This window comes from Hymenobacter sp., assembly GCF_036388155.1.
Lineage (GTDB): Bacteria > Bacteroidota > Bacteroidia > Cytophagales > Hymenobacteraceae > Hymenobacter.
This window is the reverse complement of the sequence record NZ_DASVSI010000013.1, coordinates 1-17,938: the sequence shown is the minus strand read 5'-3', so window position 1 is coordinate 17,938 and position 17,938 is coordinate 1. Positions and strand designations below refer to the sequence as shown.

General features: G+C 64.1%; 11 protein-coding genes and 1 riboswitch. Of the genes, 8 read left to right on the top strand and 3 right to left on the bottom strand.

From position 1 onward, the window contains the following. Positions 1-2,936 (bottom strand): GEVED domain-containing protein (locus VF629_RS02095; protein ID WP_331056788.1); only part of this gene is annotated, 2,936 nt, incomplete at its 3' end. Between the two features lie 353 nt (positions 2,937-3,289). On the opposite strand from VF629_RS02095, the gene VF629_RS02090 reads away from it, so the two are divergent. Further along, entirely contained in the window at positions 3,290-5,692 is a 2,403-nt protein-coding gene (locus VF629_RS02090) for a gliding motility-associated C-terminal domain-containing protein (protein ID WP_331056787.1), read from the top strand. Between the two features lie 178 nt (positions 5,693-5,870). Here the strand turns inward: VF629_RS02090 and VF629_RS02085 are convergent, their stop codons facing one another. After that, on the bottom strand, positions 5,871-6,857 hold the full coding sequence (locus VF629_RS02085) for a cation diffusion facilitator family transporter (protein WP_331056786.1): 987 nt from the start codon (positions 6,855-6,857) through the stop codon (positions 5,871-5,873). A gap of 266 nt (positions 6,858-7,123) precedes the next feature. Here VF629_RS02085 and VF629_RS02080 point away from each other — a divergent pair, with 266 nt between their 5' ends. From VF629_RS02080 to VF629_RS02060, 5 genes are all read left to right on the top strand, one after another. Beyond that, complete coding sequence (locus VF629_RS02080; RefSeq protein WP_331056789.1) at positions 7,124-8,455, top strand: Nramp family divalent metal transporter; 1,332 nt, start codon at positions 7,124-7,126, stop codon at positions 8,453-8,455. Positions 8,456-8,622: 167 nt separating this feature from the next. Next, complete coding sequence (locus VF629_RS02075; RefSeq protein ID WP_331056785.1) at positions 8,623-11,082, top strand: TonB-dependent receptor; 2,460 nt, start codon at positions 8,623-8,625, stop codon at positions 11,080-11,082. Positions 11,083-11,158: 76 nt separating this feature from the next. Beyond that, positions 11,159-12,016 (top strand): transporter, encoded by an 858-nt coding sequence (locus VF629_RS02070; protein WP_331056784.1) that lies wholly within the window; start codon positions 11,159-11,161, stop codon positions 12,014-12,016. A gap of 92 nt (positions 12,017-12,108) precedes the next feature. Further along, a riboswitch (cobalamin riboswitch) is annotated at positions 12,109-12,333 on the top strand. 161 nt (positions 12,334-12,494) lie between these two features. Further along, on the top strand, positions 12,495-14,501 hold the full coding sequence (locus VF629_RS02065; protein ID WP_331056783.1) for a TonB-dependent receptor plug domain-containing protein: 2,007 nt from the start codon (positions 12,495-12,497) through the stop codon (positions 14,499-14,501). 79 nt (positions 14,502-14,580) lie between these two features. After that, complete coding sequence (locus VF629_RS02060) at positions 14,581-15,645, top strand: YncE family protein (protein WP_331056782.1); 1,065 nt, start codon at positions 14,581-14,583, stop codon at positions 15,643-15,645. A 105-nt stretch (positions 15,646-15,750) separates the two neighbouring features. Here the strand turns inward: VF629_RS02060 and VF629_RS02055 are convergent, their stop codons facing one another. Then, positions 15,751-16,023: a hypothetical protein gene (locus VF629_RS02055; protein ID WP_331056781.1), complete on the bottom strand. Its 273-nt coding sequence runs from the start codon at positions 16,021-16,023 to the stop codon at positions 15,751-15,753. A 159-nt stretch (positions 16,024-16,182) separates the two neighbouring features. Between VF629_RS02055 and VF629_RS02050 the strand changes: the two genes are divergently transcribed. Together VF629_RS02050 and VF629_RS02045 are read left to right on the top strand one after the other, a co-directional pair. Continuing rightward, positions 16,183-16,785 (top strand): thioredoxin family protein, encoded by a 603-nt coding sequence (locus VF629_RS02050; protein WP_331056780.1) that lies wholly within the window; start codon positions 16,183-16,185, stop codon positions 16,783-16,785. Between the two features lie 419 nt (positions 16,786-17,204). Beyond that, a complete protein-coding gene (locus VF629_RS02045; protein ID WP_331056779.1) occupies positions 17,205-17,777 on the top strand; it encodes an AraC family transcriptional regulator in 573 nt (190 codons plus the stop codon). Positions 17,778-17,938 lie beyond the last annotated feature (161 nt).

The window sequence follows — 17,938 nt, the reverse complement described above, 5'->3', positions numbered from 1 at the left end:
TCCGAGCCGCTGGTGTTGATGTAGTCGAAGCTCAGGCGCTTGGCGCCCGCCGCGCTCAGGTTCACGAACAGGTCCAGCGTGCCAATCTGGCCCAAAGAAGCCTCTCCGCTGTGGAAGCGGGCCGAGTGCGCGCCCTGGCTGAAAGCAGGCGTATAGAGGCCCAAGGTGGGGTTTCCCCAGGCGGCGCTGGCGGGGTCGTCTTCGCGGCGCCACGAGTTGTTGCCCGTGGGGGGCGTGTTGCGCCAGGTGTTGGCGGGTACGTCGCGGGTGCCGCAGCCGTCCACCCAAGTGGTTTCAAAGCTTTCCGTCACCGGCAGGGTAGCATACACGGGGGCCGCGCACAGCGTGGTGAAATTGGCGGGTCCGGCGGTCTGGCTGGTTTGGCCGGCACCGCAGCTTTTGGTCACGTAAAACTGATAGGCCGTATTGGCTGTCAGGCCCGTTGCGGGCACCGTCAGGGCCGTGGTGGTCACGCTGGTGTAGGGGTTGGTGGCCGAGCTGGGCTGGGCCGGGTTGAAGCCCGCCGGGCCGTACTGCACCACGTAGCTGGTAGCCGTGCCATTGCCGGCGCTGTAGGAGAGCGTGGCCGAAGTAGTGCTCAGGTTGGTGGCCAGCAGCGCCGTAGGCGGAGCGCAAGAAGGAGCCGCCCCGATGGTCACCACAAAGTCTTTGGTTTCGCCGCTGGCAAAGTTGGTGCAGGCATCGCCCGCGCCGTTGGGACTGCCGGTGCCGCGGCTACGCACCCGCAAGCCGGTCAGGCCCAGGGTAGCCGTAGGGGGCACTGTGATGTTCACGGTTACGGCCGTGTTGGCGGTAGAGGCGGCGGCAATCTGCGTCCATTCGGTGGCTTCGAAGGTGCCGTTCTGGTTGTAGTCTACCCACACCGACATGATGCTGGCGCCGTTGCTGGTCACCGTCAGGGGATAAGTGAGGCCCTGCAACAAGGTGCCGGTAGTGGTGCCTGCCACGGGGTAGCTGGTGTAAGCGCTGGTGCCCGTGCCCACGCCGTTGGGCACCGTGGTGCAAGTCAGGCCGGTCGCATTCAGGCCAGAGTTGCCCACCGTTACCTGGGTCACGTTGTTGCCGCCGCAAATGCCGCCCAGATTGGTGGTGCTCGGGTCGCAGTACACCGGCACGCTGTTGGTGGTGAAGCTTTGCACGCCGCAGCCCACCGCGGGGCCGTTGGCGTTACGGGGCACTACCTGATAATAGTACGTAGTAGCGGCCGCCAACAGCGTGGTTGGCGTGTAGCTGGTGCTGTTTTGGTTGGTGCTCACCAGCGGCGGGGTGGCCGTGGTGCCGAAGTACACGTCGTAGCCGGTGGTGATGCCCGTGCCAGGCTGCCAGGTAATGGGCGTGTTGCGCGAGGCGCCGGTGGCACCGGCGGCCGGCGTCAGGGCGGTGGCGCAGGTGGGCACGCCCGTAAGCACGGCAACGCGCACGTTGTCCAGGCCAATGTCGGAAGTCAAAGTCGTGGTTACTTTCGTCCGGAAGCGCACCAGCGCAGTTGTCGAAGTCGACGTAAGGCTCACGCTTTGGGGCTGCCAGCCCTGGGCCACCGTGCCGCTGATGCCCAGCTTCAGCAAGGGGGCACCAAACGTGGCGCCCCCGTCCGTGGAGGCCTCCACAAACAAAGAGTCGTTGCCCGCGGTGTTCACATAGTCGAATTGCAGCACCTTGGTGCCGGCCGGGCTCAAATTCACGTACAGGTCGAGAGTGCCGCTGTTGGTGGCGGCAGCGCCGTAGCTGTGGAAGCGCGCCGAGCGCGTGCCCGCACTGCCCGTGGGGGTGTAGCCACCGGTGGTCGCGCTGGTCCAGTTGGCGGCGGCGCCGTCGTCGTCGCGGCGCCAGGAGGCGTTGCCCGACGAGGGGTTGTTGCGCCAGCTGTTGCTGGGAATGTCGCGGGTGGCGCAGGCGTCCACCCACGTTCCCTCAAAGCCCTCGGCCACGGGCAGCGTGGCGTAGGTGGCCGCCGTCACGGTCACCGTGGCGGGGGTGGAGGTGGCGGTTTGGCCGCTGCAGCTTATCACCGCCCGGAACGTGCGCGTGGCCGTTAGCGGACCCGACGTATACGTCTGGCCGGTGGCACCGGCGATGTCGGCGAACGTCGTGCCGTTGGTCGAAACCTGCCACTGGTAGGTCTGGCCCGTGCCAGACGTGGCGCCTTGCAGCGAAAAGCTCACTACGGCCCCGGCGCACGCCGAGGTGGCCGAGGCCAGCGTGGTGCCGGCGTTGGGGGGCGTGGTGCACGGCCCCCCCGGCGTGTAAGTCACCCGGAGGGTGGGCCGGCGGTCGCCGTACGAAACCGCGGTCAGGGCCGTGGCCGCAGTCAGAGCCGAGCCATCGGCGAAGCCCAGCGCGTAGCCCACGGCGGGGTTCGTCACAAAGTTGATGGCGCCCGAGGCCGTGCCCTGCTTCTCGTGGTCGGTGAGGACCAGCAGGTTGCCCCCGGTGTACACAAACGGCTGGCTGAGCGTCACGCTGAAATAGTCGCCGGCCGCGCCCGTCACCTGTTGGGTGGTCGATGTGTACACCTGGGTGGCGCCCGTGGTGAGCGCGCTCCAGGGCTGGGTGGTGCCCAGCGTGGCCTGGGCCGAATTGGCCAGCTGCACCGTGAAGACGTTGCTGCCCGTGAGGGTGCCCGCGTTGGATTTTAGCCAGGCCAGCTGGGTGATGACCGACCCGGAAGGCACGTTCAGCTCAGCGGGGGTGTACAGGTGCGCGTAGCGGGAGTAGTTGAATGTAGACCCAGCAGTGGAGCGGTACAAAGGCCCGTAGAAGTTCGAGCTGGTAGCCGGGGCCACCACCGGCACCGCCGTTGACCCTATGGTAGAGGTTTGCGCCATGGCCCCGGGCCCGAGCAGCAGCAGTAAGAGCACAAACCACCCGCGCTGCCAAGCAGTGCCGGGTGGTCCTAGTAAGGAGAAGTGTTGCATAGAATACGAAAAGGGTGAAAAAAGAAAAGGGGGTGAAAAAGAGACAAGTCCAGCTTGTTGCCCGGCCCGTGGTAAGGGTGGAGCCAGGGTCCGCGCACGGGCGAAGACAGCAAAAAAGATATCTAGCCCTGAAACATACAAAGAAAAACTCGTGAGTAAATAGCGAATATAATTTAGTTCCATTTCGACATGATTTTATCAAGTATGGCTCGTAATTTGCTAAGCTTGATTGCCGTTGCGCGCTTACGCTTGGGACTGAATTTGTGCGCTTTCCCTGTCGCCTGTATATTGTTGCGCCGAACCCTCGGTGACCACCCCGCTTTGTCGTTTCACCTTCTCCCCTTTTCACACCCATGAAAAAAATCTTACATTCTTTCACCTTATTGCTTCTTGCCTCCTGCCTGTTGGGCGGAGTGCCTGCGGTGCAAGCCACCCACTTGTTGGGCGGCGACTTGACCTATACCTCCCTGGGAGGTAATAACTACCGGGTAAAATTTCGTCTGTACCGCGACTGCACGGGCATTGCCCCCGGCACCCTAACGCTGGAGTGCCGCACCGGCGGCTGCAACACGCCGGCGCAAGTAACGGCCACGCTGGTGCAACAAGGCGGCGTGCTGCCCGGCAACCCGTTCTGCTCTACGGCTTCGGCCGGCCCTTGCCAGGGCCCAAGCGGCTTGCCCAACTACGACGTGTACTCGTACCAGGCCGACGTGACCCTGCCGCCCGGTAACTGGACCCTGAGCACTTTCTCCAGCGCTCGCCCCACGCTGGCCAACATCGTGGCCGGGAACCTGCACGTGCAAGCCACCCTCGACAACCGTGGCACCAACGTGACCAACACGTCGCCCCAGTTCGACCCCCAGGATATTCCGATTCAGTACGTGTGCTGGAACCAGCCCAACACCATCACCTATTCGGCCATCGAGCCCGACGGCGACTCGCTGGTGTATTCGCTGACCACCCCGCTGGAAGACTGCGGCGAGCCCGCCACCTACAAGCCCTTTCCCAACCTGCTGGGCGGCGTGTTCATCATCTCCCGCAGTCCGCTGTGTGTGCTTGAGATTCCGGGGATGACGGGCACCGATTTCTCGCCCATCCTGCCCCTGCCCGTGGCCGTAGACACGACCGGTGTTTGCCCCATCCGGCAAGGCCGTCCGCGCTTCGACTTCAACGAGCGGGCCCGGACCATCTCCTTCACCCCCAACGTTTACTACCCCAACACCGACCCGCAGGTGGGCCGCAACAAGTACCAGATTGCGGTGCTCATCACCGAATACCGCCGCATTGGCGGCGTGCGCCGCGTCATCGGCACGGTGCGCCGCGAGGCCAACCTGATTGTGACGGACTGTGGCGCCAACACCACGCCCAACCCCGTGCAGGCCACCAACCAGACGGTGAATTCCAGCACCAGCACCGTCAACACGCGCGACACTACCCAAATCGACGTGTTTACCTGCAACTACTCGCGCGTTACCCTCAACTTCACCGACCCCGACAACACGGCCCGCCCCAACCGCCCGGCCGCCAACCCGCTGCAGCTCCTGAACATCACGCTGCCGCAGAACATCAACACCGACCCCAACCTGCTCGCCAACGGCGACATTGGCACCTTCACGCTCACCCGCAACGGCACGGCCAATCCGCAGGGCGTGTTCTTCTTCCAGCCCTCGCCCAGTACCGAAGGACGGATTATTCGCCTCAACATCAAGATTGAGGACAACGCCTGCCCCATCAAAGGCGTCCAGAACCGCGTGGTGGTCATCCGCATTCGCAAAGGAAACTTTGCCACGGCCCTGGCCACGGCCGGCCCAGCCAGCCTGGCCAACGTGTCGCCCGTGACGGTGTGCGACGGCACCCTCAACCTGCGCGGCAGCGTGGTGCGCCCGGACTCGGTGCGCGACTTTGCGCGCAACACCTCGCGCTTGCAAACCTATTCGTACCGCTGGGAGCTGGTGCGGGGCAACGGTTTCAACGCGGCCACGGCCAACAGCCAAAACATCACCGTGATGCCCACCATGACCAGCCGCTACAGGCTGTCCATCACGCCCAACAGCGGCTTTGGTCCGGGCTGTGGCGACACCACGTCCATCCTGGTGCGGGTGGCTCCGCCGGTGGTGGCGCGCTTCACCATCACCGATTCGCTCTCGAGCCGCACGGCCACCAACGGCAACCTGCCGGTGGGCACCGCCATCCCGCCCATCACCTATAAGTTCAACAACACGTCCACCATTGCCGGGGTGCTGCCCACAGCGTACGTATCCACGCAGTTCCGCATGGACTCCATCCGCTGGACCTACCAGCGCATCAAAGACGGCGCGGGCCGCCCCGTAACCGAGCCCGCTCGGTTGTTTGCCCGCACCTACGTGCCCGGCGACCTAGTGCTCTTCGAAGGCGGCACGTACATCATCCGCCTCCGCGCCGCTTCCACGCTCATCACCAACGCCACCACCAACCGCACCCCGGGCCAGTGCCCGGTGTCCATTGCCCAGCGCATTGTCATCGTGCCCGAGTTGGGCTTTCCCAACATCATCACGCCCAACAACGACAACCAGAACGACGTGTTCGTGGTGCCGGTAAGCCAGCGCGGCGGCAAGCTGGAAATCTACAACCGCTGGGGCCGCAAGGTACAGGAATACAGCAGCTACGCCAACAACTGGGGTGGCTCGGACCAGCCCGACGGCGTGTACTACTACTACCTGACCGACCCGACCGGCAACAAAACCAAAGGCTGGATAGAAGTTCGTCGCGGTCAGTAACCCGCAAGAAGCTTTCGCTTAGATTAGAATAAAAAGAGGGCCCCGAATTTCGGGGCCCTCTTTTTTTTTGCCCAATTGGAATACAATTGAACAGTAAAAAACCCGTCATGCAGCGCGCCGCGCAGCATGACGGGTTAGGTTGATACCATCAACCTATGCAGTAGGGCTCCCGGCCACCTCAGGCCAGGCGGTGCCGCTCGTTGCGGACGGCGTTTTGCACGTTCCAGGGCACTTCGTGCTCGAAGGGATGCTGCCGCACGGGGCAGTCGGCCATGAGGCACAGCGAACACGCGGCAAACGTGCAGGGGTCGGCGTGCACGAACATTTCCACCTCCACCGCAAACCGTTCGCGGATGAGCTCTTCGATGTCGAACAGCTGCGAGTGCACTTCTTCGAGCGTGAAGTAGTACGGCATTTGCATGTGGCAGTCGATGTGCAGGTTGGCGCCGTAGCGCTGCACGCGCAGGTTGTGCACGTCAATCCAGGGGGCGCGGCGGTGGGCCTGCAGCTCGGCAATGACTTCGGCCACCACGGCGGTGTCGGTTTCGTCCATCAGCCCCGACACGGAGCGCCGCAGCATGCGCCCGCCGTTCACTAGAATGAAGCCGCCCAACAGCAGGGCCGCCCCGGAGTCGAAGCGCACAATGCCCGTGGCCGCCACCAGCACCAGCGCCACCGACGACACGATGGACGTGAGGGCGTCGATGTATAAGTGCTGCCCGTCGCCCACCAGCGCCACCGACTTCAGTTTCTTTCCGGTGCGCACCAGCAAGAGGCCCACGCCCAGGTTGACCACGGCCGTGCTGGCCAGCAGCAGCACGCCCCAGTCGGGCCGCGCCACGGGATGCGGGTGGATGAGGCCGAGCGTGGCGTTGTAAAGGATGAACGCCCCGGCAATAAAAATCAAGGCACCTTCAAAGCCGAGGGAAAGGTTTTCGACTTTGCCATGGCCGTAGGGGTGGTTTTCGTCTTTGGGCAGGCCCGCCAGGTACAAGCTGTAGAGCGCAAACCCGCTGGTAAATACGTTGATGATGCTTTCGAGCGCGTCGGTGAGGACGGCCTGCGAGCGGGTGAGGTGGTAGGCGTAGAACTTAACGGCCACCAGCCCGACGCTGACCACGAGGGACAGCAAGCCGAGGCGGCGCTTGGTTTGGGAGGGAGTCATGCAAAGCGGGTTTCGGCGCAAAGGTCGGGCAGGAACGCGGAGAGTGGCCACGCCAACCGGCCGGGACTACTGGGACCTCCCACAACCGGCATTTTCGTACCAGGAGTTCACCCGCAAAAAAAAATTGAATTGTGGGCGTAACCTTCCGTAAGAGTTTAATGTATTTAAGGTAGTCGAAAAATATTTTTAGGCTTACCTAAAAATCATGTATATTTGCTTTGAACCAAGCTGCTAACGTGCCTCCCTCTACGCTTACCGAACCCAAACTGCCTGCCCCCGAAGCCGGTTGGCGGCACGCCCGGCGCGGCAATTCACTGAGCGAAGTCTACGCCAGCATTCGCGTGCCGGGCGCCGATGCCTCCTTTTGGCGCAAACTGATGGCTTTCTGGGGCCCGGGCCTGATGGTGGCCGTGGGCTACATGGACCCCGGCAACTGGGCCACCGACCTCGCGGGCGGCTCGCGCTTTGGCTATACGCTGCTGTCGGTGGTATTGATTTCCAACTTGTTTGCCATGCTCCTGCAGCATCTGGCCGCCAAGCTGGGCATTGTGACCGGCCGCGACCTGGCCCAGGCCTGCCGCGACCACTACTCGCGGCCCGTGAGCCTGGTGCTCTGGTTTTTGTGTGAAATCGCCATCGCAGCCTGCGACCTGGCCGAAGTCATCGGCTCGGCCATTGCCCTAAACCTGCTGTTTGGCCTGCCGCTGGCCTGGGGCGTCGTGCTCACCACCCTCGACGTGCTGGTGGTGCTCTATTTCCAGAACAAGGGCTTCCGCATCATCGAAAGCCTTGTAGCGGGCCTCACGGTGCTGATTTTTGGCTGCTTCGTGTACGAAATCATCGTCTCGCGACCCGACTGGGTGGCCCTGGCCCACGGGCTGGTGCCGCAGCGCCAGGTAGTTACCACGCCGGGCATGCTCTACGTGGCCATCGGCATCCTGGGCGCTACCGTCATGCCGCACAACCTGTACCTGCACTCGAGCATTGTGCAGACCCGGCAGATTGAGCAGACCGAGACCGGCAAGCGCATGGCCATCAAGTTCGCCACCATCGATTCCACGGTGGCGCTGTTTCTGGCGTTTTTCGTGAACGCGGCCATTTTGGTCACGGCGGCGGCCTCCTTCCACGGCAAAGGCTATGAGAACGTGGCCGACATTGCCGACGCCCACAAGCTGCTCACGCCCGTGCTGGGCGCCGGCGCGGCCAGCGTGCTGTTTGCCATTGCGTTGCTGGCTTCAGGCCAAAACTCGACGCTGACCGGCACGCTCGCCGGGCAGATTGTGATGGAAGGCTTCCTCGACTGGAAGATTAAGCCCTGGGCCCGGCGGCTAATTACGCGCCTCGTGGCCGTGGTGCCGGCCCTGGTCGTGACGCTGCTGTACGGCGAAAAAGGCACCGGCCAGCTGCTGGTGCTCAGCCAGGTAATTCTGTCCATGCAGCTCAGCTTTGCGGTGGTGCCGCTGGTGTTGTTTACCAGCAGCAAAGCCAAAATGGGCGTGTTCGTCAACCACCCGGTGGTGAAAGTGCTGGCATGGTCGGTTACCGCCATCATCATTGCGCTGAACGTGTATCTGCTTTGGCAAACCTTCACGGGGTAGGCTACACTCATAGAAGCCTGTCGTACCGTCATGCAGAGCGGAGCATCTCGCTCGCGGCCACTAATCATTGATTACTACCCCACGCGAGATGCCTCGCTGCGCTCTGCATGACCATTCTGTCTGCACCATCAGGCTCTAAATAGCAGCGAAAGTCGCTGCAACGACCAATGAAACACCTTGTCCTTCTGCTGTTGCTGTTGCCGCAGGTGTTGCTGGCCCAAACCGGCACGCTGCGCGGCACCGTGCGCGACGCGCAGCTCCGCCCCGTGCCCTTCGCCAGTGTGGCGGTGCCGGCCGCCGGGCTGGGCGCCACTGCCGATGCGCAAGGTGCTTTCCAGGTAATGGAGGTGCCTGCTGGTGCAGTGCGAGTGGTCGTGAGTGCCGTAGGCTTCGCGGCCACAACCCGCGATGCAACGCTGGCCGCTGGCCAAAGACTGGACCTAGATTTAGCTTTAGCTGCTGAGCCGGCGAAGCTAACCGAAGTGGTGGTAACGGGGGTATCGCGGGCCACCGAAGTGCGGCGCAGTCCCGTCCCCATTGCCACGCTCAGCCGACGCGAAATCAACCTCAACGCCAACACCAACGTCATCGACGCGGCGGTGCGCGGCATTCCCGGCCTGAGCGCCGTGACCACGGGCCCCAACGTGTCGAAGCCCTTCATCCGCGGGCTGGGCTACAACCGCGTGCTCACGCTCTATAACGGCCTGCGCCAGGAAGGCCAGCAGTGGGGCGACGAGCACGGTGTGGAAGTGGACGGCTACGACATCGAGCGGGTGGAAGTGGTGAAAGGCCCCGCCAGCTTGCTCTACGGCTCCGACGCCGTGGCCGGCGTGGTGAACCTGCTGCCCGCCCTGCCCAGCGGCCCCGATGGCCAGCTGCGCGGCGAAGCCCTCGCCGAATACCAGTCCAACAACGGCTTGGTGGGCAACTCGCTGGGGCTGAATTACCAGAAAAACGGCTTCCAAACCAGTTTCCGGGCCAGCCACCGCCTCGCCCGCGACTACCGCAATAGCGTAGACGGCCTGGTGTACAACACTGGCTTCCGCGAACTGACGCTGACCGGGATGGCCGGCGTGAGCAAAGCTTGGGGCAGCTCGCATTGGTACCTCACGCTCTACGACAACCAGCAGGAAATCCCGGACGGCAGCCGCGACTCGCTCAGCCGGCGCTTCACGCGTCAGGTGTTCGAAAGTGGGCTCGACTACATCAAGCGGCGCCCTTTGGCTACCGACGACGAGTTGCGCTCCTACGCCATCGGGCCGCTGCACCAACGCATTCGACACTACCGGGTGTTCACCAAAACGCAGGTGCACCTGGGCGGCGGCGAGCTGCACCTGCTGCTCGGCGCCCAGCAAAACAGCCGCGAGGAGTTCAACCACCCCACCGCCACGTCGCAGCCCGGTCTGGCCCTGCGCCTGACCACCTACACCTACGACCTGCGCTACCACCTGCCCGACTGGAAAGGCCTGCAAGTGAGCGTGGGCAGCAACGGCATGGGCCAGCTAAACCGCCACCAGGACGCCACCGACTTCCCCATTCCCAACTATGATTTGCTGGATGCAGGCGGCTTTCTGCTCCTGAAAAAGCCCTTCGGCAAGCTGGAAGTAAGCGGCGGCCTGCGCTACGATACCCGCCTGGTAAGCTGGAACGACTTCTACGTGGCCTTTAACCCAGCCACGGGCTTCGACACGCGGGCGCAGCCAGGCGCTGCGGGAGCCACGCGGCAGTTTCCGGCCTTCGAGCGGCGCTACCAGGGCGTGTCGGCTAGCTTGGGCGCGAGCTACGTGGCCACCGAGGAGCTGACGCTGCGCGCCAACCTGGCCCGCGGCTACCGGGCCCCCAACATCCCCGAAATCGGCTCCAACGGCCTCGACCCCGGCGCCCACATCGTGTACCTCGGCAACCGCAACTTCCAACCCGAATTCAGCTGGCAGCAGGACGTGGGCGTGCTCTGGCACCAGCCCACCGTCGATGCCAGCGTGGAAGTGTTTCACAATTACGTCCAGAACTTCATCTACCAGGCGCGCTTGCTTGACGACACCGGCCAGCCCGTGGTCATTGTGCCGGGCAACACCACCTACCAGTTTCAGCAGGCCGCCGCGCGCCTCTACGGCCTCGAGGCCAGCCTCAGCGTGCGGCCCGCCGCCCTGCCGTGGCTGGCCTGGAACAGCAGCGCCGCCTACGTGACAGGCGAAAACGCCGACGCCACCGTGCTGGAACGCCAAGGCAGCGCCGCCCGTTACCTCCCGCTCATTCCGCCCCTGCGCGGCCGCTCCGAGCTGCGCGCCACCTTGCCCACCGGCTCCGGGCGCCTCAGCGGCACCTACTTCCGGGCCACCGTGGACGGCAGCGCCCGCCAAACCCGGTTTTATGCCCTCGACAACACCGAAACCGCTACGGTCGGCTACGCCCTGCTGGGCCTGGGGGCCGGCACCACCTGGAGCACCCGCGCCGGCCGCCCGGTGGCCCAGCTGTTTGTGCAGGTCGACAACCTGTTTGATACCGCCTACCAGGCCCACCTCAACCGGCTGAAGTATTTCGAATACTACGCCGCTTCGCCCAATGGCCGCTCGGGTATTTATAACCCCGGCCGTAACGTGAGCGTGAAAGTGGTGGTGCCGTTTTAAGCTGCCACCCTAGGCACCAGCTAAAAGCTGCATGGCCGAAACCGTGACCAAAACCTCGGCGGTACGTACACGGCGCATGAAACAGCTGTTCTGGCTATTGCTTCTGCTGCCTGCCGCGGGGTGGGCGCAGCAAGCTCCCAAGAAACCCATTCCCTACGACTCGGCCCATTTTAGTTGGCGCAAGCCCGTGCCGCGCAACCGCCTGCGCGAGCTGCAGCCCGACCGTCCCGGCGTGACCGAAAGCCCCTTCACCGTCGACGCCGGCCACGCCCAGCTCGAAATGGACCTGCTGCGCTTGGTGAACAACGGCTCGAAAAACACCGAGCGGGAGCGGGAGTGGAAGTACGCCTACACCCTATTCAAGCTGGGCCTGAGCCGCCGCACCGACCTGCAACTCGAAGTGCCCCTCTACAAAGTAGCCAAACAGCGGCCCGCCGAAGCGAGCGACTGGCAGCAGCGACAGGCCGGCTTCGGCGACGTGACCCTGCGGGTGAAGCACAACTTTGTGGGCGACGACCAGGAAGGCAAGTTTGCCATGGCCGTCATCGGCTTCGCGCGCCTGCCCACCGGCGGGCGGGTAGGGGGGGGCGGCATGGAATATGGCCTGGTGCTGCCCACCGACCTGGAGCTGAGCGACAACGCCAACCTTGAAGTTCAACTCGAAACCGACCTCAACTACGACCGCGAAGAAGGCCGCCGCTTTGTGCGCCTCATGCCGTCGGTGGCGGTCGAGTACGACTTCACCGAAAAAGTGGGCCTCATTGGCGAAGCGGTAGGGCAGTGGAACACCCAGCAGCGCCGCTGGCAAGCCTCGTTGAACTTCGCCCCCATTTTCAAGGTGACCAAGAACCTGCAGCTCGACGCTGGCACCCACCTGGCCATGAACCGCTTGAGTGACCACGAATATTTTGTGGGCTTCACCGTGCGCCGTTAGCGAGTAGCGTGGTTGTACCTGGAGGGACTCTGCGAAGCCGCGTGCGGAAGAACGTTCTGCCACACGCGGACTCGCAGAGTCCGCGCTGCATGTTACCTTTGCCCCGCTATGGTGCCAACCCTCCGTCCGGAGGCGCGGCTGAAAAGGGAATCCGGTTCAACGCCGGAGCTGTCCCCGCAACTGTACGCTTCACATCGGGGTGGGCCCCGCACGCCACTGTTCGGCGCTGGTTTTCGGTTCGAAAACTGGTGGTTGGATGGGAAGGCGGCCCACTCGGCGGAGCAAGCCAGGAGACCTGCCACAGCATTCACAGGTTCAGCATTCGCGGAGGACGAATGGAGAAAGAGAACAGCGGCTGCTTTCGGGTAGCCGGTTTAGCAACTGTTTTTCGGCCTCGGTCTGACGACTGACTTCCTCAATTGAGGCGGTTTGGCGGCGGATTTTGAATCGAATTTTCCTAACCGAAAATTTGATTCGGATGCATTTTTTTCAATTAAGTCGGGCCGCGCTGCGGTGCGGCTTGCTGCTGGTGCTTGGGCTGAACGCGGCCCACGCGCAACAGCCCGCGCCCGCCGGTGCCGCGCCGCCCGATTCTGCGCAGCTGAGCCGGCGGCGCCACCGCCTGCCCGAAGTGCGGGTGCGCGCCGTGGGCCCCGAGCGGTTTGCCGTGGGCAGCCGCCGCTTCGAGCTGGACTCGGCCGTGCTGGGGCAGTACCGCGGCGGCAACCTGGCCGACGTGCTGCAAGCCCGCACCCCCATTGCGCTCAAGAACTACGGCCCCGGCCAGCTGGCCACCATTGCGTTGCGGGGCACCTCGGCCCAGCACACGGCCGTGCTCTGGAATGGACTGAACATCATGCTGCCTACTTTGGGCCAAAACGACTTTTCGTTGTTGCCCATTGGCGCCACTACCCGCGTGGCCATTCAGCCTGGCCCCTCCGCGGCGCTCTACGGCAGTGGCGCCGTGGGCGGCGCCGTCCTGCTCAACTCCGAGCCCGACTGGCGGCCCGGCTTCCACGGCAGCGTGCAGGCCGACGCGGGCAGCTTTGGCGTGCGGGGCGGCAGCCTCGAAGCCCGCACGGCCACGCCCACCGTGGCGGTGCGGGTGGCCGGCAGCTACCGCGAAGCTCAGAACAACTATTCGTATGTGCTGCGCGAAGCGAGTGGCCCCGTGCGCTACCAGCTGCGCAATGCGGCCCTGCGCCACCAGTGGAGCATCAGCCCCGACGTGGCCTGGCGCGTGGGCAAAGCCGGCGAGCTAACCGCCGCCGCGTGGCTGACCGATGCCGACCGCGAAATCCAGTCGGGTGTGAACGTGACCGCCACCCAGGCCCGCGAGCACGACCAAAGCCGCCGCTTGGTGCTGGGCTACCGCCACGTGGCCGCCCGCCGGCAGTGGGCCGTGCGCGGGGCCTGGTTCGAAGACATCCTGAACTACCGCGACGGCGGCGACCCCAGCAACTCGCGGGTGCGCACCACCCAGGCCCAGGCCGAGCACACCAGCGCCCTGGGCGCCCGGGGCAGCTTGCGCCTGGGCGCCGAAGCGCAGCATTTCAGCGCCCTGGTCGATGGTTACGGCATGGCCAAAGTAGCCGAGAACCGGGCAGCCGCGTTCGCCCTGTTGCGCTACGACCCCCGGCCCGGCCTGCGCCTTTCGGCCAACTTGCGGCAGGCCGCTCTGCCAGCCGGGTTGGCGCCGCTCACGCCCACGGTGGGAGGGGAGTGGGACCTGTTATCATTAGCGCAGGATTCCCTGCTCACCAACTCATCAACTCGCCAGGTCACCGCCAAAGCTAGTGCGGCCCGCAGCTACCGCGCCCCCACCCTGAACGAACGGTACTGGCTGCCCGGCGGCAACCCCAAGCTGCGGCCCGAAGAAGGGTTGGGCTACGAGGCCGGCCTGCGCCACCGCCTGACGTGGCCCAGCGGCGTTACGGCCGAAACCGAAGTCACGGCCTTTCGTCAGGACGTCAACGACTGGGTGCAGTGGCTGCCCAGCCTTAGCACCGGTATTTGGAGCCCGCGCAACCTGCGCCAAGTGCGCAGCCAGGGCGTGGAGGCGAGCACGGCCCTGCGCCTGCGCCAAAAGCAGTACTCCGGCGGCGTGCAGCTGGCCTACCACTACACCGACACCCGCAAAACCCAAGGCACCGCCGCCGACTCCGACCCGGTGGGCGTGCAGCTAGCCTTTGTGCCGCTGCACCAGGCCAGCTTCAGCACCGACCACCGCTGGCGCGGCTGGCTGGCGAGCGGCACGTTTGCCTTCACCAGCTTTCGCTACATCAACGCGTCGGGCACTGATTTTCTGCCGGGCACAGGGCTGCTGGGGGCCACGCTGGGGCGCACGGTGCGCGGGCCGGCTGGCACCAGCTTATTGGTGCTGGTGCAGGCGGCCAATCTGCTCAATCGTGCTTACTACAGCTACCCGGGGCGCCCGGCTCCGCCTCGCACGTTGAGCGCCAGCCTGCGCCTGAACTGGCGCTGAAGCCGCCGCGTGGGCCGCTGTTTCTTTTAACTCCACTTCTCTTTTTTTCTTTTTTGCTGGCAGTGCCAGTGGTACACTTATGAAAAAACAGTTCATTTCCTTTCTCGCGAGCTTGGCCGTACTGGCTTCGTGCGACCCCAATAACAACGAGCCAGAAGCGCCTAAGCCTGATGTATTTATTCTCAGCGAAGGCCAATTTGGGGTGGGCGATGGTGCCGTGAGCGGCTTCAATCGCGGGGCCAAAGTCGTGACGTCAGTGGACGCTTTCGGCAGCGCCAACGGCGGGGCCAAGCTCGGCGATGTGGTGCAGGACATGGGCGTGCAGGGCACGCGCGGCTACGTGGTGGTCAACGCCTCGAGCAAAATCGAGGTCGTGGACCTGCCCAGCTTCAAAACGGCGGGCACCATCAGCGGCATCGAGCAGCCCCGCTACTTCACGGCCACCTCGGCCACGCGGGGCTACGTCACCGAGTGGCGCGGGGTGTACAACAGCACCCCCGCCTACTCGCCAGGCGTGCTCAGCATCTTGGATTTGAGCACCAACACCGTGACCAGCCGCGTGACCGTGGGCCGCAACCCCGAGCAGCTGCTGGCCCTGGGCGGTAAAATTTACGTGCCCAACAGCTTGGAAAACACCGTTTCGGTGATTGACGAGGCCACGGGCACGCTGACCTCTACCATTGCCGTGTCCGACAGACCCGCCAGCATGGCGGCCGATAAAGACGGCAACGTTTGGGTGCTTTGCTCGGGCTTTGTGTCGTACGCAACCGGGGCGGCGGTCCAGGTTTCGGCGGGCGCCCTCATCCGCTTCAATCCCAGCAGCCCCGCCACGCAGCTCAAACTCACGTTCCCGGCCACGGGCGGGCCCAGCAAGCTGCGCATTAGCCCCACCAAAGACGAGTTGTACTACAGCTTCGGGGGCGCCGAGTACCGCCTGCCCACCACGGCCACGGCCTTGCCCACCACGCCCTTCATCCGCCGCAGCTTTTCCGGCTTTGCCATCGACCCGCGCGACAACACGGTGTACGGCGCCATTTCGCCCAGCTTCAACAGCAACGGCCGCTTCATTCGCTACCAGGCCTCCGGCGCGCCCATCGACTCCTTCACCGTGAAGGTGGGGCCCAATGGGTTTATTTTTTACTAGCCCCGGCTGCCCCATTCACCTTCCCGTTCTGCAAACAAGCAAAAGGCCCGCGCCATCAGGTGCGGGCCTTTTTGCTGGAAACTGCCTGTGGGCCCGGGCGCCGGGCTAGTCGGCCAGGCCGTCGTGGTTGCGGTCTTTGGCGTCGCCGGCGGCTTTGTACAGCTCTTTGCCGGTGACGTGGTGCGTGGTGTCGCGGGACAAGCCTGCGGTGGTGGAGTCGCCCTTGAGGTCGCCGTTGGTGGGAGCACCTACGTTCTTTTTGGTGTAGCCGCGCTCCACGTTGGTGTCGCCATCATCGGTGCCCGAGCTGCAAGCGCTGAGCGAGGCGGTGACGGCACAGGCCACGGCGAAGGGACGGAGAAGGGATTGCAAACGCATGAAAAGAGACGGTGAAGGAGAGGTGGAGAATGAGCTACGCCGCAAGGTAGAAAAATAACTTGCCGCCGCGCAACCCGAACCGTTGGGCCCGGGTACGGTTGTAGCGGTGGGGGCGGCGGTTAAGTTGCACGCCTCCCAGCACTTTTTGCTTTCCACTTGATGGCCAATACCATTCCTTTGCTTGCCACCGTGCCCGCCCCGGCCTATTCCTACCCCGAGTTTCGGGCGCTGGTGGGCTCGCTCAGCGCCGAGCACCGCACCAGCGGCCCCGACCAGAACCCGGCCTTTGTGCGCTTCACCGACCAAAACCAGGCCCACCTTGACCGCGCCCACGCCGTGCCCTTGCTGCCCGAGCTGGTGGCCAAACTCGCCGCCCTGCCCCGGCCGGAAACGTGGCTGGTGCTGGGCGAAGCCTGGTGCGGCGACACGGCCCACACCCTGCCCATCCTGGCCCATTTGGCCGAAAAAAGCGAGGGCAACGTCACGCTTTACGTCGTGCTCCGGTCCGACCACCCGGCGCTGATGGCCGCCCACCAAACCAACGGCGGCAACAGCATTCCCAAGCTCATTCGGCGCGATGCGGCCACCGGCGCCGACCTGGGCGACTGGGGCCCGCGGCCGGCGGCAGCGCAAACGTTGGCCCATCAGCTGCACGCCAACAAGTCATTGCATACCAATCAAATAGTGAAAACCATGAATGCCTGGTACGAGGCCGACAACGGCGAAGCGGTGCAGCAAGAGTTGCTGAAGTTGCTGGCTTAGCCTATTGGTCAAACCAAATTTTCCCGTATTTTCACCTTCCCAAAACGCCAATTAATGCTTCTCCCGTTGCGCCGTCGCCTCCACAAACACGTTGCCGCCTGGCCCTGGCGGCGGGTGGGCGTGCTGGCCGGCGTGAGCCTGGTGTTGGCACTAATGCTGGTCGGTTACTTGTTTGGCACAAGTGACCAGTTCTTCTCGCGACTTTTTTCTGCCTTTCTCGTATTGTTCTGGTTGCTGGCGATAACCTTTCTGGCCGTTGTGCCCTTTGTGACCTGGGCGACCGGGCACTGGTTTGGGCGCGGCTGGGCAGAGGTTTCGACCCCGGCCCCGCGCCCACGCAGGGCCGCGGCCTCTTCGCCTGCAACTCGTTCTTTTTCTCCACCGGCTTCCTCGCGGCGGCCCGAAACACGTTAAAGACCTTGAAAACTAACCTACTGCATATCAAAAACATGGTGTGCCCCCGGTGCGTCGAAGCCGTGCACAACCTGCTGGAGCGGGCTGGCTACCGCCCCACCGCTGTAACTCTGGGTGTGGCCGAGCTCGACGAAACAACGCCCGCCGACCCCGAAGCCTTGGCCCCGCTGCTGCACGCCGCCGGCTTTGAGCTGCTGCGCGGCCGCGCCGAACAGCTCACCGAACAAATCAAAGGCGTGCTGGCCGACTACCTCGAGCACCTGCGCACGGCACGCTCGCCGCTTACCACCTCTGCCTTCCTCACCGACCGGTTTGCGGCCACGTACTCGCACCTGAGCAAGGTGTTCTCGCGCACCGCCAACCTCACCATCGAAAAGTACCTCATTCGCCTCAAAATCGAGCGCGTGAAGGAGCTGCTCAGCTACGGCGAGCTCACCCTCAACCAAATTGCCGACCAAATGCGCTACAGCTCCGGCCAGCATCTGAGCAACCAATTCCGCCAGGTAACGGGCTATTCCGTGAGCGAATTCCGCCGCCTGATGCTGCCCGAGCGCGTGTCGCTCGACGCGTTGGCCTAGCATAGCAAAGCATCATTTTGGCATCAAACCAAGAAAAAGCGACTCCTTGCGGAGTCGCTTTTTTCGTTGGAAGTGGGGCGAACCTCTGGGCAGCTTTAAGAACCCATCCAGCTAGAGCGGTTTCGGAGTCGCGGCACGTAGCGCGGACTTTTAGTCCGCGC